This is a genomic window from Maribacter aquimaris (assembly GCF_014596745.1).
GTDB classification, from domain to species: domain Bacteria; phylum Bacteroidota; class Bacteroidia; order Flavobacteriales; family Flavobacteriaceae; genus Maribacter_A; species Maribacter_A aquimaris.
Genome location: NZ_JABTCF010000010.1, coordinates 66,329 through 92,686, shown reverse-complemented (window position 1 = coordinate 92,686; position 26,358 = coordinate 66,329). Strand labels below are relative to the sequence as shown.

Below are 26,358 nucleotides of genomic sequence, written 5' to 3'. Positions count from 1 at the left end.
GTTTACATTCTAAGCCGCAAAAATAGAAATCATTTTTCAATCTATGGGTTCTATTGCAACTATTCTCTTATTTATAAATATTATAACATCTGGTTTTAAGTCAAACTTCTATCTTTGGCGAATGGTTTGACCATAACAAAACCACTCAGCTGACCAGCTTTATGAAAGAACTTAAGCATCTAAATAAATACTTTAAAAAATATTGGTTAAAACTTCTGGTAGGGATGGTAATTACTGTCGTTGCCAAGATTTTTCAGTTGATCATGCCCTCCTATGTCCAAAAATCGATTACCACGGTTGAGGACTTTGTTAAGGGCGAAATCACCCAGGAAACCGCCAAAGAACACCTTTTTGAATTTATTCTGATAATCGTGGGGGCCGCATTGCTCTCCGGTTTTTTCACTTTTCTAATGCGACAGACCATTATTTATGTCTCCCGCTATATTGAATACGATCTTAAGAATGAGATTTTCGATCATTATCAATTCTTGAGTTTGAATTTTTACAAAAAAAACCGAACGGGTGATTTAATGAACCGGATCAGTGAGGACGTCAGTCAGGTTCGTATGTATTCGGGTCCTGCCTTAATGTACGGCATCAACACCATAACCCTATTCGCATGCATCATCCCCATAATGTTCTTTACGGCCCCAACATTGGCCGCCTATACCTTGATTCCGTTGCCCATCCTTTCGATACTCATATACCAAATAAGTAAAATAATACACAAACGCAGTACAGTCGTACAAGAATACCTATCTACCCTTTCCACATTCACACAAGAGGTTTTCTCCGGTGTGTCGGTAATCAAGGCCTACGCCATAGAACCACAGATCAATGCCGAATTAAAGGTGCTGGCCATGGAAGGCAAGGAAAAAAGTATGGATCTTGCCAAGGTAAACGCCTGGTTCTTCCCCCTAATGATATTGCTTATAGGAATCAGTAATATTTTCGTTATTTATATTGGGGGCCATCAATATATAGACGGAGAGATTGCCTCTGTAGGCGTAATTGCCGAATTCGTCCTTTATGTAAACATGTTGACTTGGCCTGTTGCCATTGTTGGATGGCTTACCTCCATCATTCAACGTGCGGAAGCCTCTCAGAAAAGGATCAATGAATTTTTAAATGAAAAGCCCCAAATCAAAAACGAAGTAAAGGAAGATACGCCGATAAAGGGGAAAATAGAATTCAAAAATGTCAGCTATACCTACGAGGACACCAATATTATGGCCTTAAAGGATATTTCCTTTACGATAGAAGAAGGCCAAACCGTGGCTATTCTAGGAAAAACGGGATCGGGAAAATCAACGATACTTGATCTGATCGCTAGACTTTATGATGTTGGCTCCGGCGAACTATTTATTGATGATGTCCCTATCAAAAAACTAAACCTATACAGCCTGCGTCAGGCTATTGGGGCCGTACCCCAAGACGCATTTCTATTTTCCGATACCATCAAGAACAATATAAAATTCGGTAAAGCCAGTGCCACGGATGAGGAAGTGATCAAGGTTGCAAAAAGTGCCGTGGTACACAATAACATTATAGAATTCAAAAAACAATACGACACCATTTTGGGCGAGCGTGGCATTACTTTAAGTGGTGGCCAAAAACAACGTATTTCAATCGCAAGGGCCCTTCTGAAAGACCCGGAAATTTATCTATTCGATGATTGTCTTTCGGCTGTGGACACTGAAACGGAAGAAACCATTCTAAACAATCTACAGAAGGCATCCAAGGCCAAAACAACGATTATCGTTAGCCATAGGGTATCCTCGGCAATAAACGCCGATAAAATACTGGTTTTGAGTGATGGTAAGTTATTACAGTCGGGCACCCATGAAGAATTGAACAATGTGGATGGCTATTATAAGGAACTCTATCTTCACCAACTATCCGAGAAAGAAAACTAACATTATTGTTGCTAACTACGCTTTTTTTTTACAATTTTGAGGATTAGACACTATTTTAATTAACTAGAAACTTGAAAAATGAGCGACAAAGAATTAATAGATCAGGAGGAGATACACTCCAAGGTATTGAGAGCCGGAAGGAGAACATATTTCTTTGATGTAAGGAGCACCAAAGCAGGTGACTACTATCTAACAATAACCGAAAGCAAGAAATTCACACATGATGACGGTTCGTTTCATTACAAAAAACACAAAATCTACCTATACAAAGAGGATTTTGCCGCTTTTAAGGAAAATGTAGACGAAATGATGGATTTTATCATTGCGGAAAAAGGAACGGAAGTTATCTCGGAGAGACACCAAAAAGATTTTAAAAAGGAAGAATTTCATGAGAATGGTGAAATGAAACCTTCAGAGAGTTTCACCGATGTCAGTTTTGATGATATTTAGAAACAAACCAAATATTTTTTAAAAACGACCCTGATTATCAGGGTCGTTTTTTTATTTTTAGCAAAAGCTAATCCATCTCATATGAAATATCCACTTTCGATTGTATTCCTCCTTTCGTTTACATTTGGTGCCCTTGCACAAAACGCCATCAACCTCGATTATTATCTTCCCCAGAATATCACATATGACCAAAATATCCCCACCCCCAAGGAAGTCATTGGCCATGAAGTGGGCGATTGGCACGTAACCCATGACAAATTGGTATTCTATATGCAAACCTTGGCAGAAAAAAGTGATAGGATAACCCTGGAAAACCGGGGTGTGACTTTTGAAGGACGACCTATCTTGTTATTAACCATCACATCGCCTAAAAATCACCGGAATATCAATACGATACGAAAAAATCATATTGCACTCACTGAAAACAACAGCAATGGCCTTGACACTGACAATATGCCCGTGGTTGTGTACCAAGGATTCTCCATACATGGTAATGAACCTAGTGGTTCCAATGCAGGATTGGCCTATGCCTATTACCTGGCCGCAGCCGAAGGTCCGGAAATCGAAAGTCTATTGGACCACGTCGTCATTCTTATGGATCCCTGTTTCAATCCTGATGGATTGCAACGCTTTGCCTACTGGGCCAATACGAACAAAAGTATACATCCCGTTTCAGATAAAAACGACAGGGAATTTCATGAGGTATGGCCCGGCGGAAGAACCAACCACTATTGGTTTGACATGAACCGGGATTGGTTACCGGTACAGCTTCCCGAAAGTAGGGCCCGTATCCGAAGCTTTCATCAGTGGAAACCCAATATCCTTACAGACCATCATGAAATGGGCACTAATTCGACCTTCTTTTTCCAACCTGGAGAACCTACAAGGGTGCATCCCTTGACCCCTAAAATCAATCAGGAGTTGACTGCCGAAATCGGCACCTACCATGCCAAGGCATTGGATAAGATCGGCTCATTGTATTTTTCAGAGGAAAATTATGACGATTATTTCTACGGCAAAGGCTCTACTTTCCCTGATGTCAATGGGGGAATAGGTATTTTGTTCGAACAGGCCAGCTCAAGGGGCCATGCACAAGAATCGGAAAACGGGCTATTGACCTTCCCGTTCACCATTCGGAATCAGTTCGCTACAGCTTTGTCCACGATTGAAGCAGCCAATAACATGAGGGTTAAATTATTGGATTATCAACGTGACTTTTTTAATGGAGCCCGAACCGAAGCCGGGAAAAGTAAATCTAAATCGATTGTTTTTGGCGATAATAAGGATGCGGCAAAAAGCTGGCATTTGGCAGAAATCTTAAATCGCCACCAGATAAAATTCCATGGCTTGGCGAGTGATGCCGTCATTGATGGGAAGAATTATACCAAAGGAAATAGTTATGTGGTGCCCTTGGATCAAAAAAACCATCGATTGATCAAGGCCATGTTTGAAAAACGCACTTCGTTTTCCGATAGCCTTTTTTATGATATTTCCGCATGGACATTCCCCTTGGCATTCAATGTCGACTATACGGAACAAAATAGCATGGCCCATGCCGGGGAGGAGATAACGGACCTTCAACCCTTGACAGGAAATGTCACCGGTAAGAGTACTTACGCCTATCTTTTTGAATGGAATGAGTATTACACCCCCAAGGCATTGAACAGCATTGTTGAGAAAGGTTTAAGGGCCAAGGTGGCCAAATCCCCGTTCACCGTGGAAGGCAAATCCTATGATTATGGTACGATTATGGTTCCCGTACAAAACCAGGACCTGAATCTAGAGGAACTATACACCTTCCTAAAAGGGGTGGCACAAGAAAGTCAGTTACAGATTACGGCCGTTGGTACAGGCCTTACCAAAGGAATCGATTTGGGAAGTAATGATTTCGACCCCATCAAAAAACAGAAAGTTGCGATTTTAGTAGGTGATGGTATTCGTTCTTATGATGCAGGAGAAATTTGGCATTTGTTCGACACTCGCTACAACATTCCATTGACAAAACTGGATAGGTCCTACTTCAGTACCTTGGATTTGGGCAAATACACCGATTTGATCATTCCCAGTACGAGCTCATGGGGCAAAAAAGGTATCAGTAAAAAAGATGCTGAAAAATTAACGGACTGGGTTAAAAATGGGGGTACCTTAATCGGGTACCGCAATATCGCCGAATGGCTAAATAAAAACAAAATCGTTACCCTGAAATTCCGGAAAGACACTCTGGTCGCCAAAGACATCCCTTTCGCCAAAAAGAATGATTTTAAAGGGGCCCAAGTTACCGGAGGAGCCATTTTCGAAGCAAGATTAGACAGATCACATCCAATTAATTTTGGGTATAAGAATGACAAGCTTCCCTTATTCCGCAACACCAACATTTATATAGAACCCGATAAGAACAGTTTCAACAATCCTATCCAATATACCAACGATCCATTATTAAGCGGTTATATTTCAGAGGAGAATCTGGAACTACTTAAAGGCTCTGTTCCTTTTACCGTAAAAAAGATCGGTAAAGGCCGAGTGATCATCTTTACCGATAACACCAATTTTAGGGCCTTTTGGTATGGTACGAATAAATTATTAATGAATGCCATCTTTTTTGGGGATATGATGTAACCCTAAACAAGCTTTACATACAACAGGTTAAAAAGCAAATGGCCTAAAAAAACAAGGGATGCCAATCCTATACCAAACAGGCAGGCAAGCAATAGAAACAAAAGAACATAGTATGTAGGAAATAAGACAATCCCCAATGCAAAACGCAAAGTGGCCCTAAATTCGATATCCATCTTAAGGGGCTTTACAAACCTGTTCCATATGAGGAGTACCGGAAAGTTCACCATCGTAAAAATGAACCTCATAACCTTTGGGAACACCTGGTTTCCCTTTTGCTTTGCCCCCTTTTGAATTGGCGCATCGATTTCTTTTATTTTCCTATTTACGGTAATAGGGTCTAGGTAATCCACTCCATGGCTGTCCAAAGCTTCAATAACATTGTCGTAATCCTCTCCTTCAGGGATATGGGTTGTCAACTGCTTTAAACGTTCATACACCTCTTTTTTGAGTTGACTTTCAGTACGGGTCAAATCTTTAGGGTCATAAAACCCCTGTACAGCAAGATCTTTACCAATATGCAAGGCCACACTATCGGGAAAGCCTTGGGCTTTTAGGTAATTCAATCCTACTGGTACTATTCTAATATCCAAATCCGGATTTTTTTCCAAAGCGGAGAATATCATCTTTACAAAACCCTTTCGCATGGGCCATCGAACCCGTCGATGAAGGCCGTGATTACCTTCTGGGAAAAGCATCAATGTTTTTCCCTCCGCCAAGAGGTTACCGCATTTATCAAAAATTGCTGGATTATTCTTAAGGGTTTCCCTTCCATCCCTAAACCTATAGATAGGAATCATTCGCAGGTAGTGCAAAAACCGACTGACCCATGGTTTTTTAAAAACGTCGGACCGCGCTAAAAAATAGGGAGCTTCCTTAACGTTCATAACGATGACCAAGGCATCCATCAAAGCATTCTGATGGTTCGCCAAGAGTATAACGGGCTTATCCTTTGGTATATTCCGTAGCCCTTCCACCTTGATTTTTTTGAAATAAAAAAACAGACTGGTCCTTATATAAAGTTTTAAAATCCTGTATCCTATCCTCATGAAGCCAATTCCTCTTTCCCAATGGGTTTATACCCCCAAAATGCGGAGAGTACCAAACCAGAGACCAAATGCCAAATTCCCCAAAAGGCCGCAAGTAATGCCATACCCCCCAAGCCTTCAAAAAAAGTAAAGATCAGCAGCAGTCCCAACCCTGAATTTTGAATACCCGTTTCAATAGTAATCGATCGTACGTCCCTAGTGGACAACCCCATCAATCTTGCAAATGAAAATCCTGTTAAGAAAGCCAAGAGGTTATGAATGAGTACAATCCAGAAAACATAAAAAATATAATCCACAAATATTTCCCTATTGTTATAAAGGGCAAGGAATATCAGGGCAATAAAAAAGACCAAGGAAATCCATTTCAACACTTTGGCCATTTTTTTGGCCAATACAGGTTTTAGGTAATTCACCCACATACCCAAAAGCAAGGGGATAGCCAATAACAAGGAAACCAATTTCACCATTTCATACGGCGATATGGCTACATCCTTCAATATTATTTCGGTAGGCCCATACAAAGAGCCCCAAAGTTCAAGGTTGAACGGCGTCATAAAAACAGCCATAAGCGTGGCCACTGCCGTAAGGCTAACGGACAATGCGGAATTACCATTGGCCAAATGGGTTATGAAATTGGAGATATTCCCTCCCGGACAGGCGGCAACCATAAACATTCCCAAAGCAATACTTGGAATGGGCTCTATGAGCCAAACCAGCACAAAGGTCATTGCAGGTAAGATTAAAAACTGACTACAAACCCCCGTTAAAATGGATTTAGGTTTCTTGAAAAGTCTTTTAAAATCCACCACCGATATTTCCAAGGCAATTCCGAACATGACCAAAGCCAAGGCAATATTCAATATCCATAGGGTTTGGCTATCGAAATTAATATGAACATTATCTAGTACGGTATCGATCAAGGAATCAGGCTATTTTTAATCCGTTGGGGACAGAAGAATCTGGTTTAAGCAAAACAACCTCTTTCCCGGCAACTGCACCCAAGATAAGACATTCACTCATAAAATTGGCAATTTGTTTATCAGGAAAATTAATTACGGCAATTACCTGCTTTCCCAAGAGCTCTTCCTTGGTATATAATTCGGTAAGTTGCGCCGAGGATTTTTTAACACCGATCCCTTCCCCAAAATCCAACTTTAATTGATAAGCCGGTTTCCGGGCCTCTGGAAAATCACGTACTTCAATGATCGTGCCCACGCGCATATCGACCTTTGCGAAGTCACTCCAGCTTATAGTATCGTCCATATTATATTTCTTTAACGCCAATGTCTAATATAAAAATAGCTATGGAGATTACCAAGTATTGCGGACAATATCAAATAAGTCACCTACCGGGATTGTAAATAGCCTTCAAACCCTAGGAAGCGAAAAAGGCTACCATCCTTTTCTTTTTAACAACCCTTGAATATGGGCACAATGGTGCTGACTGTGCCAAGCGTATTTCGCTATATTCTCTTTAACCGAAACCTCACTATGGTCATCGGGATGTATATAGCATTTTTCGTAGTCTTCCTTGGAAAGTCCTTTTAAAAGGAAAACCATTTTGGCATGTAATGCCTTTAGATAACTTATTGAAAGTGCTATCGGAGCCGATCTGGCATCAAATAATTTGCTCCAACTTTTTTCCCCATAGGCCTTGATCATCGGTTCATCCTCTGTCAAGGCCCACTTGAACCGGGTATAACTGTGATGATGGCTATCGGCAATATGGTGCACCAATTGCCTTACGGTCCACCCCCCAGGCCTATATGGGGTTTCCAATTGCACCTTGGTCAAGGGGGTTACCAAATTTTCCAATATTCCCGGTAATTCCTCCAAGACCTGTATCCAACCATCAACGGTATCCTGGGATACCTTTGGGGAATATTCAAAATGGCCCAAAGGATACCTCAACATTTCCAGTTCTTTGTTTTCCATCTTTTAAAAATAGAAAATTTAATACAGTTTTAACCAAATGGAAATTGATAAAAATCTAAATATCTACTACTTTTATGGGGTAAATAGTTTACTAATTTAAAAACATCCAAAATGGCAACATTACGATTGGGGGACACAGCCCCGAATTTTACAGCAGACAGTTCAATAGGAACTATTAATTTATATGATTACCTCGGGGATAGTTGGGGAATCCTTTTCTCCCACCCTGCGGATTTCACGCCGGTATGCACCACAGAGTTGGGGACCGCAGCGAATTTTAAAGGTGAATTCGACAAGCGAAATGTAAAAATGTTGGCCTTGAGCGTAGATGGGGCCGCATCACATAGGGATTGGATCAAGGATATCAATGAAGTACAAAATACCACAGTGACTTTTCCGATTATTGCTGATGAAGATAGAAAGGTCTCTGATTTGTATGATATGATACATCCGAAAGCGGACAGTACCTTAACGGTGCGTTCGGTTTTTATTATCGCACCCGACAAAACCATTAAGCTGACATTGACCTACCCTGCATCAACAGGCCGTAATTTTTATGAACTCTTAAGGGTTATTGATTCCTTACAGTTGACAGCCAACCATAAAGTCGCCACCCCTGCCAATTGGGAGCATGGCCAAGACGTTGTTGTGAGTCCTGCCATACCCACCGCAGAAGCACGGGAAATGTTTAAGAAAGGCGTTAAGGAGGTAAAACCATATTTGAGAATGACCCCTGATCCCACGGCTTAAACCCCGTAAACACGACCCTAATAAAATGCAATTTGATAGAATTAAAAGGCGTGGTTGTTTATGTAAGGCTGGGTTAACACAAAGATAACCTCCAAAATATCATACAATTAAATATTTTAATACTACCTTTGCACTTTAATTAATATTTAATAATTTTTATTATGAGTAAAGGAACAGTTAAATTCTTCAATGATTCCAAAGGATACGGTTTTATCACTGAAGATGGTTCGAACGAAGATCATTTTGTACACATTTCTGGCTTAATCGACGAAGTTCGTGAAGGTGATGTTGTAGAATTTGAACTACAACAAGGTAAAAAAGGATTGAACGCCGTTAATGTGAAAGTAGTTGACTAGGTAACGATTTTAACTTTTTTTATATACCCCTGATGATTATTCATCGGGGGTTTTTATTTGCAGTATTTTCTTACCCATATTTACATTTTTCTTATTTTTCTTCAGCCATTAACGCAACCCTTGTTAGTTTTTCGCATCATAAGTAAAACAAAAAGCTCTCCATTATAACTTAACTAACAAATTCTTGCATGACTACTTTTATAATTATTTTACTATCCTTGCTTTTTATTAATGGACTACTTCTATTACTAAGTATCATAAGTGCTAAAAAATAATTGTGTTTACAATTTCATTGATTGGGTAGGGTTTCCGATGTCCCCGTTGTTCTATATACAGGATATGTAAATCCAATTAATTCCGACTGACTATGCCTACTTTTTTCACATTATTACTAATTCTTGTTTTCATCAATATCATGTTGCTATTTGCCAGTTGGAATCAGCAGGTGAAGAAGTGAGTTATGGAAATAAAAAAGCCCCAGTATATACTGAGGCTCCTCTATTATATATGGGATGTTCTTTATTTAACGCCCATCAATTCCACATCGAATAACAAAGTTGCATCCGGTGGTATTACCCCTCCGGCTCCTGCACTTCCGTAAGCTAAATTCGACGGAATTACAAAACGGGCTTTATCACCAATCTGTAATAAGGCAATACCTTCGTCCCATCCTGGGATTACCTGCCCTACCCCAAGTTTAAAATCTATCGGTTGATTTCTTTTATAAGAGGAATCGAATACCTGACCGTTCAATAAGGAACCTTCGTAATGCACGGAAACCGTCTGTCCTGATTCGGCCTTTGCACCACTTCCTTTTTGGATTATCTTATATCGTAGTCCACTTTCGGTCTCATCGAAACCTGCCGCTACCTTATCCAATTCCTGTGCTTGTTTTGCCTTTTCTTCGGCAATTCGCTGTTCCCTTGAACTTTCAAACGTTTTAAATGCATTTACAGCATCCCAATTTTCAGCATCGTTACCAACCCTGACAATCTCTAAACTTTCAATCATATCCGATTGTCCAATGGCATCGACCACCTCTTGTCCTGCTTCCACATGTCCGAAAACCGTATGTTTATTATCCAACCATGGTGTCGCTATATGCGTAATGAAAAACTGGCTCCCATTGGTTCCGGGACCTGCATTGGCCATAGAAAGTACCCCTGGTGCATCATGGACCAAATCAGGATGGAATTCATCATCGAACTTATAGCCTGGGTCACCTGTACCCGTACCTAAGGGACATCCCCCTTGCACCATAAAATCAGGAATAACCCTATGGAATTTTAAACCATTATAATAGGGCTCTCCAATAGGTTTTGCCGAATTTTCCAATTTACCCTCTGCCAAGGCCACAAAGTTACCCACTGTTCCGGGTGTTTTATCATAGGTTAATTTGACCAGTATCTCTCCTTTGGAAGTATTGAATTTTGCGTAGATTCCGTCTTGCATTTTTCGTTATTTTTAATGAGCTGCAAAGATATACAAATTAGTTTGGGGAAAAGTATTCAGGTTTAGGCAACCCATTTCCTTTACAAAAGTCAGCCTAGGCCCTATGGCGTTGGGACTATCCCATATTTATCGAATAGATAAACCAAACTGGCCATCGCAGCGGTACCCAGTTCCAATTCCCTTTTATTGACATGTTCAAAAGTATCGTTCTCTGAATGGTGATGGTCAAAATAACGTTGTGAGTCGGGACGTAAACCTGCCAACACGATGCCATCATCCTTTAATGGCCCTATATCGGCCCCACTATGGCCTTTTACGAACAAGTGGACGAGATAGGGTTCAAATAGCGGTTTCCAGCGCTTCACCTGTTCAAAATTAGCCTCTGAACAATCAAATGAAAACCCTCTTGGCGTAAAACCACCAGCATCACTCTCCAATGCGAAGACATGCTTCTCATTTTTGCTATTTGCCGTCTCTGCATATTTTTTCCCACCGCGTAAACCGTTCTCTTCATTCATGAACAATACGACCCTAATGGTCCGTTTTGGCTGATACCCCGTTTCTTTCAGAAGGCGTAATACATCCATACTTTGAACACAACCGGCCCCATCATCGTGGGAACCGTCCCCTAAATCCCAAGAATCCAAATGACCGCCAACGACCATGACCTCATCGGGGTATTCACTTCCCCGGATTTCTCCGATGACATTATACGATTCAACGTCTTTATAGACCTTGCAATTTTGTTTGAAATAGAAATTGGCCTTGGGACTTAATTTTAGTGTGGCACTCAAAAACTCAGCCCCTTTGGTGCTGATTGCCGCAGCAGGAATACGATTTGGTATTTCCGTATCACCGTAGTCCATTGTCCCAGTATGTGGATAATCATCCAACCTCAAATTCAATGAACGTACGATTACCCCAACCGCCCCAAACTTAGCAGCTTCCTTTGCACCAGCATAACGTTGGTCGACACATCCTGAATAGGATTTAAAGGTATTCAATTCAGTGGGATCCATGGGTTTATTGAAAAAAACGATCTTACCCGATATTTTCCCTGGCCCCAAAAGCTTCAATTCCTCAATCCCATTTACCTCAACAATACTAGCCTTAATACCCTGTAAGGGTGTAGCCACGGACCCACCCAGTGCACATATAGGCAAATCGGTGGTAATCCCAGGGGCTGTCTCAACATAAGCGAATTCCGGAGTTCCCCGAACCCATTTCGGAACCATTACGGGTTGTAGCCAAACACGGTCAAGCCCCATTGAATCCAATTGTGATTTGGCATACTCCACAGCTTGCTGTGCCTGAAGTGAGCCTGAGAGCCTTCCCCCAATCTGATTGGACAAATAATTGAGCCAATCGTACGATTCGCTGTTGGTCAAAGCCGTATTATAAATAGCCTTTATCTGTTGTTCGTCTTCGGATTGGGAATACCCCTGCCAAGTAGCCAAAACAGCCAGTAAAAAGAATTTCAAAAACCTCATTCGCTCTCTAATTGTTGTTTATAGCTGTCTAAATTAGCCTTTATTTTATCATCAAGTTCAGGAGCTGCTATATCTTTGTATTTTTTTAACGCTTCGAAAAGTATATGGGCCACAATGAGCCTTGCCGACTTTTTATTGTCCGCCGGAACAACAAACCAGGGAGCTTTGGGCTTCGATGTCCTTTGTATGGCCTCTTGGTAGCACTGCTGGTACCGATCCCATAATTTCCTTTCCTTTAAATCATCGGGGGAAAATTTCCAATGCTTTTGTCTCAATCGCAGTCTTCTGAGAAGCCTTTGTCTTTGTTCTTCCTTGGAAAGATGAAGAAAGAACTTAAATATGATGGTCCCATTGGCTGCCAAGTGCTTTTCGAAATTATTGATCTGTTCGAATCGGGAATCCCAAAATTTCCCATCAATGTCCGAGACTTCATTGATTCCCGGAATATGCTCCCCCAGTATATATTCAGGATGCACACGGGTAACCAAAACATTCTCATAATGTGTGCGGTTGAAAATCCCAAATTTCCCTTTTGCAGGAAGTGCTATATAATGTCTCCACAGAAAATCATGTTTCAATTCGAGGTCCGTGGGCACCTTAAAGCTATGTACCACGACACCACGAACATTGAAGTCCTTGAACACCTCCCTTACAAGGCTATCCTTCCCAGAGGTATCCATACCCTGTAAACAAATCAGAACGCTATATTTACCGTCGGCATATATGGTATCCTGAAAATCACCAAGTTCTTTTCGAAGCTTTCGCAGATCTTTCTTTAGTTCCTTATTGGTCACACCAAAATCCTCATAAGTGGGTAATTCCGACAATTTTGTGGTGGAATTTGCCTTATAGGAGTTAATATCGATATTCTTCATGCCTTGAATTTAAAATATTTTATCGTTGAACTACCTGAAATGTTAAAATATACAACCATTTAACCCTGCATTTTTGCAGCTTGTCCAAATTACACAAAACTCCCTGCTTTCTATCGAAAAAAATGGGAAAAACCTCATTCTCTACGTACATTTACCATGTATTATTCCCAAATTTTACAACGATAAAATGGCCTATATTATGAAGAACCCTTCCTTCTTGGCAATTGCCATACTGATTATATTTTCTTCCTTCACGGTTGATAAGGCCTGCGAGTACGCGACCTCTAACATGAATTATATAAAGTCTGAAACCGAAAAAGCAATTGCGAAAGAAGACATTAACCAAGCAAAATACCATGCATACAAGGCCATAAATGCAATTGAAAAATCCAAGGAACAGATAAAGGAATGTGGTTGTGTATATGCCGAACACAATATAAAGGACGGGAAAACAGACTTGATTTCGGCCACAAAGGCCACCTCCTTGAACGGGGCGCGAATCTTATTGAATCGGGCATTGGAGCATATGACCGATGCCATTGAGTCAATTGAGGACCACGAATTACACGACAGCCAATATGGGACAGACCTTCTAGCCATGAACACCACCATTTCCGATTTGGAAAAAGTGTCGATGAGCAAGCCCACCGAAATGGAATTGGAGCAAAAAATAGATGCTTCCTTGGAAAAATATCGCCAATCCCTTGAAAAAATCGTAAACTCGGTCGATTGTGCATCGGCTCGTGCCTTCGCAGAGAATATTTATTTGCATTGCGAACAGCAATTACTACTACCCAACCTTACCGAGGGGAAAAAATACTATAATTACAAAACGAAGGAAATCACGGCCAAAGCCTTGGAAAAATTGGAAGCCTGTAAGTAAGATCTATTTACTTGCAAACAACCTTACATCTTCTTCGGTTACCTCTTTACCCCCCAGGATAATCAACCGTTCCACAACGTTTCGCAATTCGCGTATATTACCGGTCCAATCGTATCCCTTCAAGAGCTTTATGGCCCCTTTGGAAAATTCCTTGGGTGAAATACCCTGCTCGTTTGCTATCTTATCGGCAAAATGTTTGATCAATAACGGAATATCATCCCTCCTATCATTCAATGAGGGTACTTTTATCAAGATCACGGCAAGGCGATGATAAAGATCTTCCCTGAATCTGTTCTCTTTTATTTCTTCTGAAAGATTCTTGTTCGTAGCGGCAATAACCCTGACATCTACCTTGATATCCTTATCGGAACCTACCCTTGAAATTTTATTCTCCTGCAGGGCACGCAACACCTTGGCTTGTGCAGACAGACTCATATCCCCTATTTCATCTAAAAAAATAGTTCCTTTATTAGCCGTCTCAAACTTACCGGCCCTATCCTTGACCGCGGACGTAAAAGCCCCTTTGACATGGCCAAAAAGTTCACTCTCTATCAATTCCGAGGGTATGGCCGCACAATTCACCTCTATAAAAGGTGCTGCACTCCTTGGACTTTTTTCATGGATCCAATGGGCAACGAGTTCTTTTCCGGTACCGTTGGAACCGGTAACCAAAACACGGGCGTCTGTAGGTGCAACCTTTTCAATGATATCTTTAATCGCATTGATTTCGTTGCTTTCACCGATCATTTCATAATTCTTACTGACCTTTTTCTTTAGAATCTTATTTTCAACGACCAATTCCTTTCTGTCCAATGCATTTCTCACCGTAGTCAACAAACGATTCAAATCGGGTGGTTTCGAGATATAGTCGAATGCCCCTATGCGCATGGTATTGACAGCCGTATCCAAATCACCATGGCCCGATATCATGATAAAAGGAACCTCTGGTTTGATCTTACGTGCTGCTTCCAACACCTCAACACCATCCATTTTTGGCATTTTTATATCGCACAATACCAAGTCGTAGTCATTGTTCTTAACGGCCTCCAAACCTTTTAAACCATCTTCCGCCTCTTCCACTTGATACGAATCGTTTTCTTCGGATAGTATTTTAACCAATACCCTACGGATTGCCGCTTCATCCTCTACCACCAAAATTTTTGACATATTGTAATTTTTTAAATTCCTATTCTAAATCCGGTCCTGAAATACAGACTAGGCTCATCATTCAACGTAAAAATATCATTTCTATCCTTATCACGTAATACCCCATCCTGAAAAATCGTATGCCCGACATAACCGTAGAACGACATAATTTTTGATATGTTATATTGATACCCTATCGTTAACAATGCCGTCGATGAGGAAACCGACGAGGCAAAACCAGTATTGGGTAGGATGATATTGTTTTGCAGGTTTACAAAATAACCATCTAAAATAAATTCGGTCTGGATCAAATGGGTCTCATCCAAGTGATATTTAAAACCTGTTTTGGGAAGACCAACAACATAGGACCAATTAGGATGGAACCTTTTTTCGTAATACACAAAGGGCAAAGGTATTCGTAAGGATACGGTTGAGTTATAGGCCAAACCGATTACCAAACGCATTGGTTTATCTATGTCTTGCCTTTCTTTAAAGGCCCCTGCGGTCACATTGACTGAAACATCACCGTTTTCCAGCGGATTGGTCAGGGTCGATGACAGCCGTGGTGTTACCACCCCTATAAACCTCCAATTTTGATTGTGCTTATATACATAGGCAAGATTTAAATCGACCACGTGGAGATTCTCTAACCCCTTACTATCAAAATACTCATTATCCCCCAGTTTATAGGCCAAATAATTATATTCAGCACCGATGATAATATTATCAGAATCCTTGACCTTCAATGGCACATTGACCACCATTTTATACCGTGAAAGCTGGGCATCGGCATTATTCTTGGGCATAATCATATACTCCAACCTGAATATATCAGGGGATTGGGCCATAATACGATCTTGGCCCAATACGAATATGAGCATGAGCACCATAACTATATTGCTTCTGACACTACTCCTTTTCATTGCTGTTTTTGTGTTGAAAAACATGTACATCCCTTTGGGGAAATGGTATGGAAATATTGTGTTTCCTAAATTCCGCATCAATGGTGTAGCGTACATCGCTTTTAATCCTTAAATCGGTAAAGCTATCAGTGGTATAGTAATTCAATGAAAACAAAAGTGCCGAATCACCAAAATCCTCAAACAGCACAAAGGGCTTGGGATTTTTCAGAATCCCCCTTTGGCTCTGCGAAATTTTCTCAAGAATCCTGGTCACCAATACTACGTCACTTCCATAGGCCACCCCTATTTTTACATTCTCCCTAGTTGTTTTATGATTTTGGGTATAATTGAATATGGTTTCGTTTATGAATTTATGGTTCGGGATAATAATAACCTTATCATCCCTTGTAATAGCCCTAACCGTTCGGAGTTTGATCTCGAAAACCTTACCTACCCGACCATCTATTTCTATAATATCCCCTACACTCAGTGACTTATCGACAATGATGAATATCCCCCCTATAACATCCTGGAAGAGCTCTTGAAGGGCCAACCCCAAACCGACAAAAAGAGCAGCGGATGCGGTTATCAATAAGGTTATGTCAATACCCGCCATACTCAGGGTAATTAAAACAACCACCATATATGTCGCGTATTTGATAAACTTGAAAACACTGATGAATTTCAGCTGATCCTCTTTGACCATTTTATGGGTTAAGATCTGCCGCAACCATTTTAGCACGAACCCGGTCATTAAAAATGTCAGAATGACTATTAGAAGCAGTCCGACGGTTACATGCAATGATTTATCCCCTGTCCCTATCCGAATTCCCAAATTAAGGACTTCCTGGATCGAGCCCCAGACATCCACTTCAATAATTTCCTTCAATGTATCGGATTCATCCTGTACCATGATCAATACTTTATCCACTTAAACAATTCCTTGTAGGTGGGTTTTTTACCATACATCAGAATTCCTACCCGGTAGATCTTGGCTGCAAACCAAACAATCCCCAGAAATGTCACAATCAATAAAAGAATAGAGACCACTAATTCCCATATGGGCACACCACCTTCCCCAATACCTCCTGGCAAGCGCATAAGCATCACGATAGGGGATGTTAACGGAAACAGGGAAAAACCTACGGCAATGGGACCATGTGGGTTGCTGAAAACCGAAAAGAAACCAACGTATATGGCCAACATCAATGGTAATATGATTGGAAATATAAACTGTTGGGTGTCCGTTTCATTATCAACTGCGGCACCAATAGCAGCATATATAGAACTATAGATCAAATACCCAAGTATAAAATAAACCACAAAAAAACAGATCAACATGGCCCATGGTATTTTAAAAAGCTCCTGTGCATAGGCCTGAATGGTCTGATTGGGGGTTGGTACGGAAGGCATCATATTACCTGCCATACCACCTGTAACTTCCGCCCCATTGTTCAATGTCGTTGGGTCAATATCAAAAATAGCAAAAGCGACGAACAAAAGCAGGGTAGCTGAAACTATCCAGATCGCAAATTGGGTGATTCCGGCCAAGGAGGTACCAATTATCTTTCCCATCATTAATTGAAATGGCTTCACCGAGGAAATAATCACCTCAATGATCCTACTGGTTTTCTCCTCTATGACACTACGCATCACGAAACCACCATATATGATAATGAACATCATGATCAGATATCCAAATCCACCCCCGATAATAGCCTTTATTTCATTGACCCCTTTTAGGTTTTGTTCCCCCTCGAAGGTTTCGGTATTGATTTCATATTTTTTGTCCATTTGGGCAAATTCCGAAGAGGAAACGCCCATGTCCTGTAACCTTCTTTCCCTTAACCTTGCCTGAAAAACATGCTCCAATTGCTCAAGGACAGAGGAACTTGGTGTTTCCTTTGTATAGAAATAGGAATGTGCTGCCACCTTTTCCAGTTCATCCTCATAGGGTATGTGCAAAAGTCCATAATACCCCATATGTGCGGTAGAATCCTTGGCGGCCTGTAAGGAGACATCCTTGAACAACACATAGGATGTGCTTTCGGTAGTGTTAAAATCATTGGAGAAGTAATCACTTTCATTGAATACCCCAATAATCCGTTTTTGATTGTCATTGATTTTGGTCAGATAGGCTATCAACACTACCATCGCAACCATTAAAATAGGGCTGAGAAAAGTCATGATCACAAAGGACTTATTTCTGACTTTTGCCAAATATTCCCTTTTTATGATAATAGGCAGTTTATTCATTTGCGTCTTTATCTTGTACAGTTTGTATGAATATCTCATTCGCAGAAGGAATAATTTCCGTGAATTGATTGATATTCGAACGATTTGCGAAAAAAGCCAGGATTTCACCGGAATCATTGGCCGGAATCTGAATGGTGAAATCCAATTGATTTTCCAATGCATCGACCCCTACTTTGCTGATATTGAATTTATCCGATATTTCCGTCAGAAGCAAATCAACATTTTCAGCTTGTAACCCCACCCGAAAAATATTGTTCTTATAGGCTTTCTTTATATCGGATAGTTTACCATCAAGGATTTTCTCCGATTGATGGATCAAGGCGATATACTCACATAATTCCTCAACGGATTCCATACGATGGGTTGAAAAGATTATGGATGTCCCTTTCTCTTTTAAATTCAGTATCTCGTCCTTGATGATATTGGCGTTAATGGGATCGAAACCACTGAAAGGTTCATCGAATATGAGCAATTTGGGCTCATGCAATATGGTAACGATGAATTGTATCTTTTGGGCCATACCTTTTGACAACTCCTGGACTTTCTTATTCCACCAATCCCCAATGTCCAAACGTTCAAACCAATACATCAATCGCTTTTTGGCCTCAACCTTGCTCAACCCTTTCAATTGTGCCAAATACAGGGCCTGCTCCCCTACTTTCATGCCTTTGTACAACCCCCGCTCCTCGGGCAAATAGCCAATCATGGAAATATGCTTGGGCTTTAAAAGTTCCCCATCAAAATATACCTCCCCCTTATCGGGAAAGGTTATTTGGTTGATAATACGAATTAAGGTAGTCTTACCAGCACCGTTGGGGCCTAAAAGGCCATAGATACTGTTTTTAGGTATTTCCAGGGAAACTTTATTCAAAGCCAAATGTTTCCCGTATTGTTTGGTAACCTCCTTAGTGACCAAAATGTTATCCATGTAAGCAATTTTGCCAAAGATATAGAATTGCTTTAAAAATCACTTCCAAAATCATAATAATACGAGGATTAAAAAACAAGGACCATAACCTCTTAAATCAAAAGAAAAACAAATTGACTTATCAAAAAACACAACGTAAACATATGATACAGTTGATCTTGAAAACAAATCAAAATCCAGGCATGCCCCTATTACTATCAGGAACCGATCGCACCGTTACCCCGAATAAAGACGGCTCCACTTACCAATGTCATTCCCCAAACTATCCTAGTGGAATCATCAGTTCTCCCTATTGTCATCAAACCTAATAAATCGTAATGCAACAAGAGTATGCAAAACCCACCCTCAACAAACGTAAAGACCCCGCCTGGGGCGGGGTTAGTCCATCCGATCCCAAAAGTTGGGTGTAAATTGGAAAAAGAAAGCATAAACTATCCCGAAGTTCGTGTTCTGTTCTTTTTTGCATTGCCTCAAATGCATAGCATTCATGAATACCGTTAAAAACAATAGACATGCCGATGAATAAAAAAGAAACAGGGCCGAAAAACCAAGGTATCGCATACCTTGGTTTAGAGGAGCCAGCTGCAGCCTGGCCATTTTGCTGAGACCCATATTGAGGAAAGCAAGTAAAACCCGCGGCCACACCGCCCAGGCCGCTTTCACTAAGGTGAAATGCGCTATGGACGGCTTCCCCCTCCCAATGCGGAAACCACTGGATTTAAAACGAAATCAAAAATAGGCCGTTCCTTCTTTGCCCCCGTTCAAAGGCGTTAGAAATACAGAATTCTTCCTATTTAGGTTAACTCGATTATTTGCATGAATATCCAAATACCCGGAAATTGTTATTGACCCTTAATAGATCAATCCCAAGAGTTGTTTTTGAAACAGAAAAAGATAGCATAAACTATCCCGAAGTTCATGTTCTGTTCTTTTTTGCATTGCCCAAAAAAGAATCAAAAAACGCTAGGCTGATTTTGAATTTCTTTAAATCCACGCACTTTCCGCGGCCACACCGCCCAGGCCGCTTTCACTAAAGTGAAATGCGCTATGGACGGCTTTCCCCGCCCAATGCGGAAACCACTTGATTTAAAACGAAATCAAAAATAGGCCGTTCCTTCTTTAGTACACCGTTCATAGGCGTTAGAAATACAAAATTTCTCCTATTTAGGGTAACCCAACTATTTGCATAAATATCCAAATACCCGGAAATTGTTATTGATCCGGGGTGGATCAATCCCAATAGTTATGTGTGAATTGGAAAAAGAAAGCATAAACTATCCCGAAGTTCATGTTCTGTTCTTTTTTGCATCGCCCAAAAAAGAAACAGGGCCGAAAAACCAAGGTATCGCATACCTTGGTTTAGAGGAGCCAGCTGCAGCCTGGCCATTTTGCTGAGACCCATATTGAGGAAAGCAAGTAAAACCCGCGGCCACACCGCCCAGGCCGCTTTCACTAAAGTGAAATGCGCTATGGACGGCTTCCCCCGCCCAATGCGGAAACCACTTGATTTAAAACGAAATCGAAAATAGGCCGTTCCTTCTTTAGGATTGTGTTCAGAGGCGTTAGAAATACAGAATTTTTCCTATTTAAGGTAACCCAACTATTTGCATGAATATCCAAATACCCGGAAATTGTTCTTGATCCGGGGTTAGTCCATCCGGTCCACTAACAATATACGATAACCGCAAAATATGGAAACCAAGTCATCCTAAAAACAAAACCCACCCCCAACAAACGTAAAGACCCCGCCTGGGGCGGGGTTAGTCCATCCGGTCCACTAGCGACATACGATAACTGAAAAATATGGGAACGAAGTCACTCCAAAAACAAAACCCACCCGTAATAAACGTAAAGACCCCGCCTGGGGCGGGGTTAGTCCATCCGGTCCACTAGCGACATACGATAACTGAAAAATATGGGAACGAAGTCACTCCAAAAACAAAACCCACCCTCAATAAAATCAAGGATGGGAAAAAAATTGCTATGAAAAAGAAAATTAATATTGGTTTCCCAATATTAAATCAAATATACGTTTTTTATTTTATACTCAAATTGATATTATTTAAGAGAACATATCTTTGACTTTTTCAAAAAAGGATTTATCTGATTTTTCCGGTTTTGGCATAAAGTTCTCACTGCCATCCATACGTTCGAAAAACTCCCTCTGTTCCTTGTTGAGCTCTTTGGGTGTCCATACATTAATATGGACCAAAAGATCCCCACTACCATAACCGTTTAAACTGGAAATACCTTTCCCCCTCAGTCGAAGGATTTTGCCAGACTGAATTCCTGGCTCCAACTTAATACGCACCTTACCACCTACAGCATCAATTTCCTTCGAAGTTCCCAAAATGGCTTCTGGGAAACTAATATATAGGTCATAATGAAGATTATCCCCTTCCCTTTTTAAGGTTTCATGGTCTTGGGCCTCTATAGCGACCAAAAGGTCTCCCGGAATTCCATTCCCTGGGGCTTCGTTCCCCTTTCCTGGAACTTTTAGCTGCATACCATCTTCAACCCCTGCAGGGATTTTTATCGAAACGGTCTCCTCTTTTATCTTAAGACCTTGTGCATCCGCATCGGCTGGTCGCTTATCAATGACCTGACCACTACCGCCACAAGTAGAACAAGGGACTGCAGTTTGCATTCTACCCAAAATAGTATTGGTTATTTTGGTTACTTGCCCATGGCCTCCACACGTACTACAGGTTTTATAGGTCACCCCAGGTACCTGCATTTTACGCTTGACCTTCACTTTTTTCTCAACACCATTGGCCACTTCCTCCAAGGTCAATTTCACCCTTATCCTCAGGTTACTACCTTTGACCCTACGTTGGCCTCCGCCACCACCAAAACCACTAAAACCGCCAAAGCCTCCGCCAAATGCACCACCGAATATATCCCCAAATTGACTGAAAATATCATCCATGTTCATTCCGCCTCCGCCAAAACCACCGGCACCTTCAAAGGCTGCATGTCCGTATTGATCGTATCGCGCCTTTTTATCCGGATTACTCAGGACTTCGTATGCTTCCGCTGATTTCTTAAAGAGTTCCTCTGCTTTTGAATCACCCGGGTTTTTATCCGGATGGTACTCCAAGGCTTTCTTTCGATAGGCCTTTTTTATTTCTGCAGCGGTGGCATTTTTACTAATGCCCAATATATCGTAATAATCTTCCTTCATACTTGAATTTTAGTTCCCAACGACGACTTTTGGGTGACGTATTATCCTATCCCCCAATTTATAACCTCGTTCTACAACATCAATGATCTTGCCTTTAAGCTTTTTCTCCGGGGCCGGTATTTGGGTAATGGCATCATGGATTTCAGCATCGAAAACATCACCTTGCTTCACGCCAACCTCTTCCATACCTTTTGATTTCAAGATATCCCTGAATTTACCATTGATCAATTCAACACCCTTGAACATTTCCTTATCCTCTGATTTGGATAATTCCTTTAAGGCACGCTCAAAATCATCTAAAACAGGAAGTAAGGCCACAATGACCTCTTGACCCGCAGTTTTAAATAAATCCATTCGCTCCCTGGAAGTACGTTTCTTATAATTTTCGAATTCCGCAAACAATCTAAGGAATTTGTCTTTTTCCTTGGCCAGTTCGTTTTGAAGTTGTTCTTCCACAGACTGAGCCTCCTCTTCATTCGCAACATCCTCTTGTTCTTTCCCGGTATCGTTTGTTGATTGCTCGTCAAGGATAGGTTCATTAACCTCTTCAGCTTTGTTTTTATCACTCATTTTCGGATACTAATTTTATTCTTATTTTGGATGGCAAAAGTACTGCCATTTATTTAAAAATGTCAAAATGTCATTAATCTTTACCAAATTTTGTTCTGGTAGTTCCTGAAAAGGACAAAAATAAGATGGAAGTATAATTTTAAGACCGGATTATGACATTCCGGATCAGCCCATGGAGTGCTTTAATTCCCCATTATAAAAGAATTCAAGTGCGTTTCCTATATTGGGATAATCAAAAACAAAGCCCTCTTCCGCGATTTTCTTGCTACTCACACGCTGACTTGCATATAACAAATATGACATTTCACCTAGAACCAATTTCATGGTCAACTGGGGAATATGAGGTAACAAAAGGGGTACATTGAAAACCTTTGCCAACTCATGCACCATTTTTTTATGGGTAATAGGATTGGGAGCTACACCATTGTAGACACCTTCCAATTCATTTTCAACAACAAATAGGAAAAGTTTGGCCAAATCGTTGATATGCACCCACGACTGCCATTGTTTACCATTCCCAAAAACAGTACCGATATAGGATTTAATGGGTTTGGCAATTTTGGGCAACGCGCCGCCATCCTTGGATAACACCAACCCAATTCGAACTTTCGCCACTGAAAACCCAAAATGCGACAAAGCATCGATCTCTTTTTCCCATTTCTGAACCACTTCGCCCAAAAAGCTGTCATCGACCCCTTGATCTTCCTCTGTGTATAAATGATCCTGGGAAGAAGGGTAAATACCAATTGCGGAAGCAGAGACAAATGATGTGATTCCCTTGGTATCGATTTTACCCAAGGCATAGTTCAGTGTCTTCAATGAAGTTATCCGACTATATAGGATCTCGTTTTTATAATCCGCCGTCCACCTTTCAGAAATACTGGCACCCGCAAGATTGATGATTGCGGTAACACCATCAAAACATGCCAAATCGATCTCATTGCGGCTTGGGTTCCAATAAAACCCTTGAAAATTCTCGTTCGAAATTATCTTATCCCTTCTGGTGGTTAAATAATTCACGGCAATCCCATGCTTATTGCTGATTTCAACAATAGCCCTTCCTACCAATCCTGTAGCACCTGTAATCAATAATTTCATAAGTTAAAGGTATGGGATCTAAATACTGTTGTACCCCATTTTAATTTCGATTTAACAATCTTAACAATCCAAAATGGGTATTTAGGGCAATTTCCCAAATATTTTAAGGATTATTCTCGTTTACCCCAATCTTTTTTGCCCTCAGCATTTCCCTTTTGCCAGGAGGACCAGGTAATCTTTCAACTTCAAAACCCACGGCTTGCATGGCTCTTCTAACACTGCCTTTGGCAGCATAAGTAACCAAGACCCCGTTTTCCCTTAGTGCATTGAACATGAGTTCAAAAACACCCTCTGTCCATAGTTCCGGTTGTACCTTGGCACCAAATGCATCGAAATATATCAAGTCCATACAGTTTTCAAAATCGATTTCCTTAAAATCGCACTGTTTTTTACAAAGTGAAAAACTATCGGAGATAGCCACTTGCTTTTCCCATGGGGAACTGTGCATTTGTGTAAATTGTTCCTGAAAATCATAGGCCTTCAACTCTGGAATATAATTCAATTGGGCCAGCTCCTCTGGGGAAACCGGATAAGCCTCTATGCCATAATACGAAGTCTCCATACCTGATTTCGAAGTCTCCAATAAGGTGATCAAGGCATTTAAACCGGTACCAAAACCGATTTCCAAAATATGCACTGACTCTTTTTTTCCTTGAAATAAATCGAGTCCGTGTTTGATAAAAACATGGTAAGCCTCTTGAATAGCCCCATGCTTGGAATGGTACTGCTCATCCCAGTCTTTTATTTGTATGGTCTTCGAACCATCTGCCGTAGTAATTATTTCTCTCCGCATCAGTCCTGTAATATCACACCTTCTGCCGTAAAACCCAAAGTTCTTTTCGGTTTTGTGATCTTCGCTATCTCCGCTGGCGACTTACCTGCATCCTCAGCGTAGTGCCTTTGATCATCGACCCCCATTTCCTCTATGAATGCCAAACCATTGACGATTACCTCCTTACCGGCAATATCCTTGGGCATAAAAAACCCATAGTCCTTAAAGCGCACCATGGCCTCCTTACCATCTTCCAATGCAACCTTCATCCAACAACCTTTGGCTTGACAAACTTCCTTTACCACACCTTTGAATTTCGTTTGCAAGGTATCCAACACATGCATTGAACCATACCTATCAGACATCTCTTGACCGGTAATGGTACCCGAAACCTTAAAATCTGCCCCAAACGAAAACATTTCCTGCTGGACATCCTGGGCATGACCCACGGCAAGGAATATGGATAACATAATAAACATGTTAAAAACTTTCATAATTGCGAATTTTTAGATTTGCATGGTAAAATTGATCAATTTTAAAGAAAAAAGAAGAACCACTTGGGATAATTTTCTAATTTTATTCAATAAATAGTAATCCATGGAGACCAAGACGATGAACATTAAAGTTGAGAAGGCAAAAACATCGAAAATAGGACAAGTAGATTTTAACAATCTTGCATTTGGTAATGTATTCACAGACCATATGGTGGTCTGCAATTATAAGAACGGTTCGTGGGAGGTCCCAGAAATCGTTCCCTACCACCCCATCACCCTGGATCCTTCCGCTAAAATCTTTCATTATGGGCAGTCGATTTTCGAAGGCATGAAAGCGTATAAGGATGGAAATGACGACATATGGCTTTTCCGCCCCATGGACAATTGTAAAAGATTGAACATTTCGGCCAAAAGGATGGCCATTCCGGAAATTCCAGAAGACTATTTTATGGAAAGCCTTAAAGCCTTATTAAAATTGGAAAAGGATTGGATTCCACAAACCCCAGGTAGTTCCTTATATATACGTCCTTTTATTTTTGCGTCTGGAAACGGTTTCCACGCCTCCCCTGCCGATGAATATATGTTCATCATCGCCTTTGCCCCCTCTGGAGCCTATTTCTCTGGTAAGGTGAAAGTTTTGATTGAGGAAAAGTACTCAAGATCCGCCAATGGTGGTGTCGGTTTTGCCAAAGCGGGAGGCAATTATGCCGGACAGTTCTACCCGACCCAACTTGCTGTTGACAAAGGGTACAATCAAGTTATATGGACTGATGACAATACGCATGAGTATATCGAGGAAGCCGGGGCCATGAACATTTTCGTTCGCATAAATGATACCTTGCTTACGGCCCCCACTAGTGATAGGATATTGGATGGCATAACACGTAGGAGTATATTGAAAATCGCCGAAAGCGAAGGCATTCCTGTTGAAGAACGGAAAATCGCCGTTTCAGAACTAATTAAGGCTGCCAAGGATGGTTCCTTAAAAGAAATGTTCGGGGCCGGTACCGCTGCCGTAATCTCACCTATTTCAACTTTTGGATTTAGGGATGTCGATTACGATTTACCAGAAACACCAAATAGTTACGCGGCATTGTTCAAAAAATGCATTACCGATATCCAATACAACAGGGCCGAGGATAATTTCGGATGGAGGTTGAAGGTTTAACCTTCAGGTTATTCGAGGTACTTGAACAACAGCATATAGCTATAAGATTATTTTACACACGGGGATTTCCC

Annotated in this window: 24 protein-coding genes; 7 read left to right on the top strand and 17 right to left on the bottom strand. The window is 40.9% G+C overall.

Features of this window, described 5'->3' with window-relative positions; all coding sequences use genetic code 11:
- Nucleotides 1-161: 161 nt before the first annotated feature.
- The 3 genes from HPE56_RS15040 (at nt 162) to HPE56_RS15030 (ending at nt 4,982) form a co-directional block, all read left to right on the top strand.
- Complete coding sequence (locus tag HPE56_RS15040; protein WP_188244575.1) at nt 162-1,916, top strand: ABC transporter ATP-binding protein; 1,755 nt, start codon at nt 162-164, stop codon at nt 1,914-1,916.
- 78 nt (nt 1,917-1,994) lie between these two features.
- Nucleotides 1,995-2,366: a PUR family DNA/RNA-binding protein gene (locus HPE56_RS15035; protein ID WP_188244574.1), complete on the top strand. Its 372-nt coding sequence runs from the start codon at nt 1,995-1,997 to the stop codon at nt 2,364-2,366.
- 81 nt (nt 2,367-2,447) lie between these two features.
- Nucleotides 2,448-4,982 carry a M14 family zinc carboxypeptidase gene (locus tag HPE56_RS15030; protein ID WP_188244573.1) on the top strand — a complete coding sequence of 845 codons (2,535 nt, stop codon included), beginning with the start codon at nt 2,448-2,450 and terminating at the stop codon, nt 4,980-4,982.
- 2 nt (nt 4,983-4,984) lie between these two features.
- Here the strand turns inward: HPE56_RS15030 and HPE56_RS15025 are convergent, their stop codons facing one another.
- From HPE56_RS15025 to HPE56_RS15010, 4 genes are all read right to left on the bottom strand, one after another.
- On the bottom strand, nt 4,985-6,028 hold the full coding sequence (locus HPE56_RS15025; RefSeq protein ID WP_188244572.1) for a lysophospholipid acyltransferase family protein: 1,044 nt from the start codon (nt 6,026-6,028) through the stop codon (nt 4,985-4,987).
- Nucleotides 6,025-6,948, bottom strand: a complete 924-nt coding sequence (locus HPE56_RS15020) for a bile acid:sodium symporter family protein (protein WP_188244571.1) — start codon at nt 6,946-6,948, stop codon at nt 6,025-6,027. Before HPE56_RS15020 ends, HPE56_RS15025 begins: the two co-directional genes overlap by 4 nt.
- Nucleotides 6,949-6,952: 4 nt before the next feature.
- On the bottom strand, nt 6,953-7,291 hold the full coding sequence (locus HPE56_RS15015) for a tRNA-binding protein (RefSeq protein ID WP_188244570.1): 339 nt from the start codon (nt 7,289-7,291) through the stop codon (nt 6,953-6,955).
- Between the two features lie 129 nt (nt 7,292-7,420).
- Complete coding sequence (locus tag HPE56_RS15010; RefSeq protein ID WP_188244569.1) at nt 7,421-7,963, bottom strand: YfiT family bacillithiol transferase; 543 nt, start codon at nt 7,961-7,963, stop codon at nt 7,421-7,423.
- Nucleotides 7,964-8,074: 111 nt separating this feature from the next.
- Between HPE56_RS15010 and HPE56_RS15005 the strand changes: the two genes are divergently transcribed.
- Both HPE56_RS15005 and HPE56_RS15000 read left to right on the top strand, forming a co-directional pair.
- Nucleotides 8,075-8,713: a peroxiredoxin gene (locus tag HPE56_RS15005; RefSeq protein ID WP_188244568.1), complete on the top strand. Its 639-nt coding sequence runs from the start codon at nt 8,075-8,077 to the stop codon at nt 8,711-8,713.
- 161 nt (nt 8,714-8,874) lie between these two features.
- A complete protein-coding gene (locus tag HPE56_RS15000; protein WP_013304911.1) occupies nt 8,875-9,069 on the top strand; it encodes a cold-shock protein in 195 nt (64 codons plus the stop codon).
- 519 nt (nt 9,070-9,588) lie between these two features.
- Here the strand turns inward: HPE56_RS15000 and HPE56_RS14995 are convergent.
- The 3 genes from HPE56_RS14995 to HPE56_RS14985 all read right to left on the bottom strand — a co-directional run bounded on the left by HPE56_RS14995 (nt 9,589) and on the right by HPE56_RS14985 (nt 12,886).
- Nucleotides 9,589-10,521 carry a peptidylprolyl isomerase gene (locus tag HPE56_RS14995; RefSeq protein ID WP_188244567.1) on the bottom strand — a complete coding sequence of 311 codons (933 nt, stop codon included), beginning with the start codon at nt 10,519-10,521 and terminating at the stop codon, nt 9,589-9,591.
- A gap of 101 nt (nt 10,522-10,622) precedes the next feature.
- Nucleotides 10,623-12,011: a M20/M25/M40 family metallo-hydrolase gene (locus tag HPE56_RS14990; protein WP_188244566.1), complete on the bottom strand. Its 1,389-nt coding sequence runs from the start codon at nt 12,009-12,011 to the stop codon at nt 10,623-10,625.
- Nucleotides 12,008-12,886, bottom strand: a complete 879-nt coding sequence (locus HPE56_RS14985; RefSeq protein ID WP_188244565.1) for a PPK2 family polyphosphate kinase — start codon at nt 12,884-12,886, stop codon at nt 12,008-12,010. The genes HPE56_RS14990 and HPE56_RS14985 overlap by 4 nt, the downstream gene beginning before the upstream one ends.
- A gap of 199 nt (nt 12,887-13,085) precedes the next feature.
- On the opposite strand from HPE56_RS14985, the gene HPE56_RS14980 reads away from it, so the two are divergent.
- Nucleotides 13,086-13,769, top strand: coding sequence for a hypothetical protein (locus HPE56_RS14980; RefSeq protein WP_188244564.1), 684 nt, complete (start codon nt 13,086-13,088; stop codon nt 13,767-13,769).
- 3 nt (nt 13,770-13,772) lie between these two features.
- On the opposite strand, the gene HPE56_RS14975 is transcribed toward HPE56_RS14980, so the two are convergent.
- The 10 genes from HPE56_RS14975 to HPE56_RS14930 form a co-directional block, all read right to left on the bottom strand.
- Entirely contained in the window at nt 13,773-14,936 is a 1,164-nt protein-coding gene (locus HPE56_RS14975) for a sigma-54-dependent transcriptional regulator (RefSeq protein ID WP_188244563.1), read from the bottom strand.
- A gap of 11 nt (nt 14,937-14,947) precedes the next feature.
- Nucleotides 14,948-15,838 (bottom strand): DUF6268 family outer membrane beta-barrel protein, encoded by an 891-nt coding sequence (locus tag HPE56_RS14970; RefSeq protein ID WP_188244562.1) that lies wholly within the window; start codon nt 15,836-15,838, stop codon nt 14,948-14,950.
- Nucleotides 15,825-16,748 carry a mechanosensitive ion channel family protein gene (locus tag HPE56_RS14965; RefSeq protein WP_317173217.1) on the bottom strand — a complete coding sequence of 308 codons (924 nt, stop codon included), beginning with the start codon at nt 16,746-16,748 and terminating at the stop codon, nt 15,825-15,827. The genes HPE56_RS14970 and HPE56_RS14965 overlap by 14 nt, the downstream gene beginning before the upstream one ends.
- Entirely contained in the window at nt 16,733-18,073 is a 1,341-nt protein-coding gene (locus tag HPE56_RS14960; RefSeq protein WP_188244561.1) for an ABC transporter permease, read from the bottom strand. Before HPE56_RS14960 ends, HPE56_RS14965 begins: the two co-directional genes overlap by 16 nt.
- Entirely contained in the window at nt 18,066-19,001 is a 936-nt protein-coding gene (locus HPE56_RS14955) for an ABC transporter ATP-binding protein (RefSeq protein ID WP_188244560.1), read from the bottom strand. Before HPE56_RS14955 ends, HPE56_RS14960 begins: the two co-directional genes overlap by 8 nt.
- Before the next feature lie 2,062 nt (nt 19,002-21,063).
- Nucleotides 21,064-22,185 (bottom strand): molecular chaperone DnaJ, encoded by a 1,122-nt coding sequence (dnaJ, locus tag HPE56_RS14950; RefSeq protein WP_188244559.1) that lies wholly within the window; start codon nt 22,183-22,185, stop codon nt 21,064-21,066.
- Between the two features lie 9 nt (nt 22,186-22,194).
- Complete coding sequence (locus HPE56_RS14945) at nt 22,195-22,755, bottom strand: nucleotide exchange factor GrpE (protein ID WP_188244558.1); 561 nt, start codon at nt 22,753-22,755, stop codon at nt 22,195-22,197.
- Nucleotides 22,756-22,920: 165 nt separating this feature from the next.
- Nucleotides 22,921-23,853: a TIGR01777 family oxidoreductase gene (locus tag HPE56_RS14940; protein ID WP_188244557.1), complete on the bottom strand. Its 933-nt coding sequence runs from the start codon at nt 23,851-23,853 to the stop codon at nt 22,921-22,923.
- Nucleotides 23,854-23,956: 103 nt separating this feature from the next.
- A complete protein-coding gene (gene mnmD / locus HPE56_RS14935) occupies nt 23,957-24,646 on the bottom strand; it encodes a tRNA (5-methylaminomethyl-2-thiouridine)(34)-methyltransferase MnmD (RefSeq protein ID WP_188244556.1) in 690 nt (229 codons plus the stop codon).
- Nucleotides 24,646-25,119 (bottom strand): DUF4920 domain-containing protein, encoded by a 474-nt coding sequence (locus tag HPE56_RS14930; protein ID WP_188244555.1) that lies wholly within the window; start codon nt 25,117-25,119, stop codon nt 24,646-24,648. Before HPE56_RS14930 ends, mnmD begins: the two co-directional genes overlap by 1 nt.
- A 103-nt stretch (nt 25,120-25,222) precedes the next feature.
- Between HPE56_RS14930 and HPE56_RS14925 the strand changes: the two genes are divergently transcribed.
- Nucleotides 25,223-26,287 carry a branched-chain amino acid aminotransferase gene (locus HPE56_RS14925; protein WP_188244554.1) on the top strand — a complete coding sequence of 355 codons (1,065 nt, stop codon included), beginning with the start codon at nt 25,223-25,225 and terminating at the stop codon, nt 26,285-26,287.
- Nucleotides 26,288-26,358: the final 71 nt, after the last annotated feature.

Excerpts from the sequence above, each read along its gene's own strand:
- HPE56_RS15030 (WP_188244573.1), top strand. The coding sequence starts at position 2,448 with ATGAAATATCCACTTTCGATTGTATTCCTCCTTTCGTTTACATTTGGT.
- HPE56_RS15040 (WP_188244575.1), top strand. The coding sequence starts at position 162 with ATGAAAGAACTTAAGCATCTAAATAAATACTTTAAAAAATATTGGTTA.
- HPE56_RS15010 (WP_188244569.1), bottom strand. The coding sequence starts at position 7,963 with ATGGAAAACAAAGAACTGGAAATGTTGAGGTATCCTTTGGGCCATTTT.
- HPE56_RS15015 (WP_188244570.1), bottom strand. The coding sequence starts at position 7,291 with ATGGACGATACTATAAGCTGGAGTGACTTCGCAAAGGTCGATATGCGC.
- HPE56_RS14925 (WP_188244554.1), top strand. The coding sequence starts at position 25,223 with ATGGAGACCAAGACGATGAACATTAAAGTTGAGAAGGCAAAAACATCG.
- HPE56_RS14960 (WP_188244561.1), bottom strand. The coding sequence starts at position 18,073 with ATGAATAAACTGCCTATTATCATAAAAAGGGAATATTTGGCAAAAGTC.
- HPE56_RS14990 (WP_188244566.1), bottom strand. The coding sequence starts at position 12,011 with ATGAGGTTTTTGAAATTCTTTTTACTGGCTGTTTTGGCTACTTGGCAG.
- HPE56_RS15035 (WP_188244574.1), top strand. The coding sequence starts at position 1,995 with ATGAGCGACAAAGAATTAATAGATCAGGAGGAGATACACTCCAAGGTA.
- HPE56_RS15005 (WP_188244568.1), top strand. The coding sequence starts at position 8,075 with ATGGCAACATTACGATTGGGGGACACAGCCCCGAATTTTACAGCAGAC.
- HPE56_RS15025 (WP_188244572.1), bottom strand. The coding sequence starts at position 6,028 with ATGAGGATAGGATACAGGATTTTAAAACTTTATATAAGGACCAGTCTG.
- HPE56_RS14940 (WP_188244557.1), bottom strand. The coding sequence starts at position 23,853 with ATGAAATTATTGATTACAGGTGCTACAGGATTGGTAGGAAGGGCTATT.
- HPE56_RS14930 (WP_188244555.1), bottom strand. The coding sequence starts at position 25,119 with ATGAAAGTTTTTAACATGTTTATTATGTTATCCATATTCCTTGCCGTG.
- HPE56_RS14995 (WP_188244567.1), bottom strand. The coding sequence starts at position 10,521 with ATGCAAGACGGAATCTACGCAAAATTCAATACTTCCAAAGGAGAGATA.
- HPE56_RS14985 (WP_188244565.1), bottom strand. The coding sequence starts at position 12,886 with ATGAAGAATATCGATATTAACTCCTATAAGGCAAATTCCACCACAAAA.
- dnaJ (WP_188244559.1), bottom strand. The coding sequence starts at position 22,185 with ATGAAGGAAGATTATTACGATATATTGGGCATTAGTAAAAATGCCACC.
- HPE56_RS14970 (WP_188244562.1), bottom strand. The coding sequence starts at position 15,838 with ATGAAAAGGAGTAGTGTCAGAAGCAATATAGTTATGGTGCTCATGCTC.
- HPE56_RS14955 (WP_188244560.1), bottom strand. The coding sequence starts at position 19,001 with ATGGATAACATTTTGGTCACTAAGGAGGTTACCAAACAATACGGGAAA.
- HPE56_RS14980 (WP_188244564.1), top strand. The coding sequence starts at position 13,086 with ATGAAGAACCCTTCCTTCTTGGCAATTGCCATACTGATTATATTTTCT.
- HPE56_RS14945 (WP_188244558.1), bottom strand. The coding sequence starts at position 22,755 with ATGAGTGATAAAAACAAAGCTGAAGAGGTTAATGAACCTATCCTTGAC.
- HPE56_RS14975 (WP_188244563.1), bottom strand. The coding sequence starts at position 14,936 with ATGTCAAAAATTTTGGTGGTAGAGGATGAAGCGGCAATCCGTAGGGTA.
- mnmD (WP_188244556.1), bottom strand. The coding sequence starts at position 24,646 with ATGCGGAGAGAAATAATTACTACGGCAGATGGTTCGAAGACCATACAA.
- HPE56_RS15000 (WP_013304911.1), top strand. The coding sequence starts at position 8,875 with ATGAGTAAAGGAACAGTTAAATTCTTCAATGATTCCAAAGGATACGGT.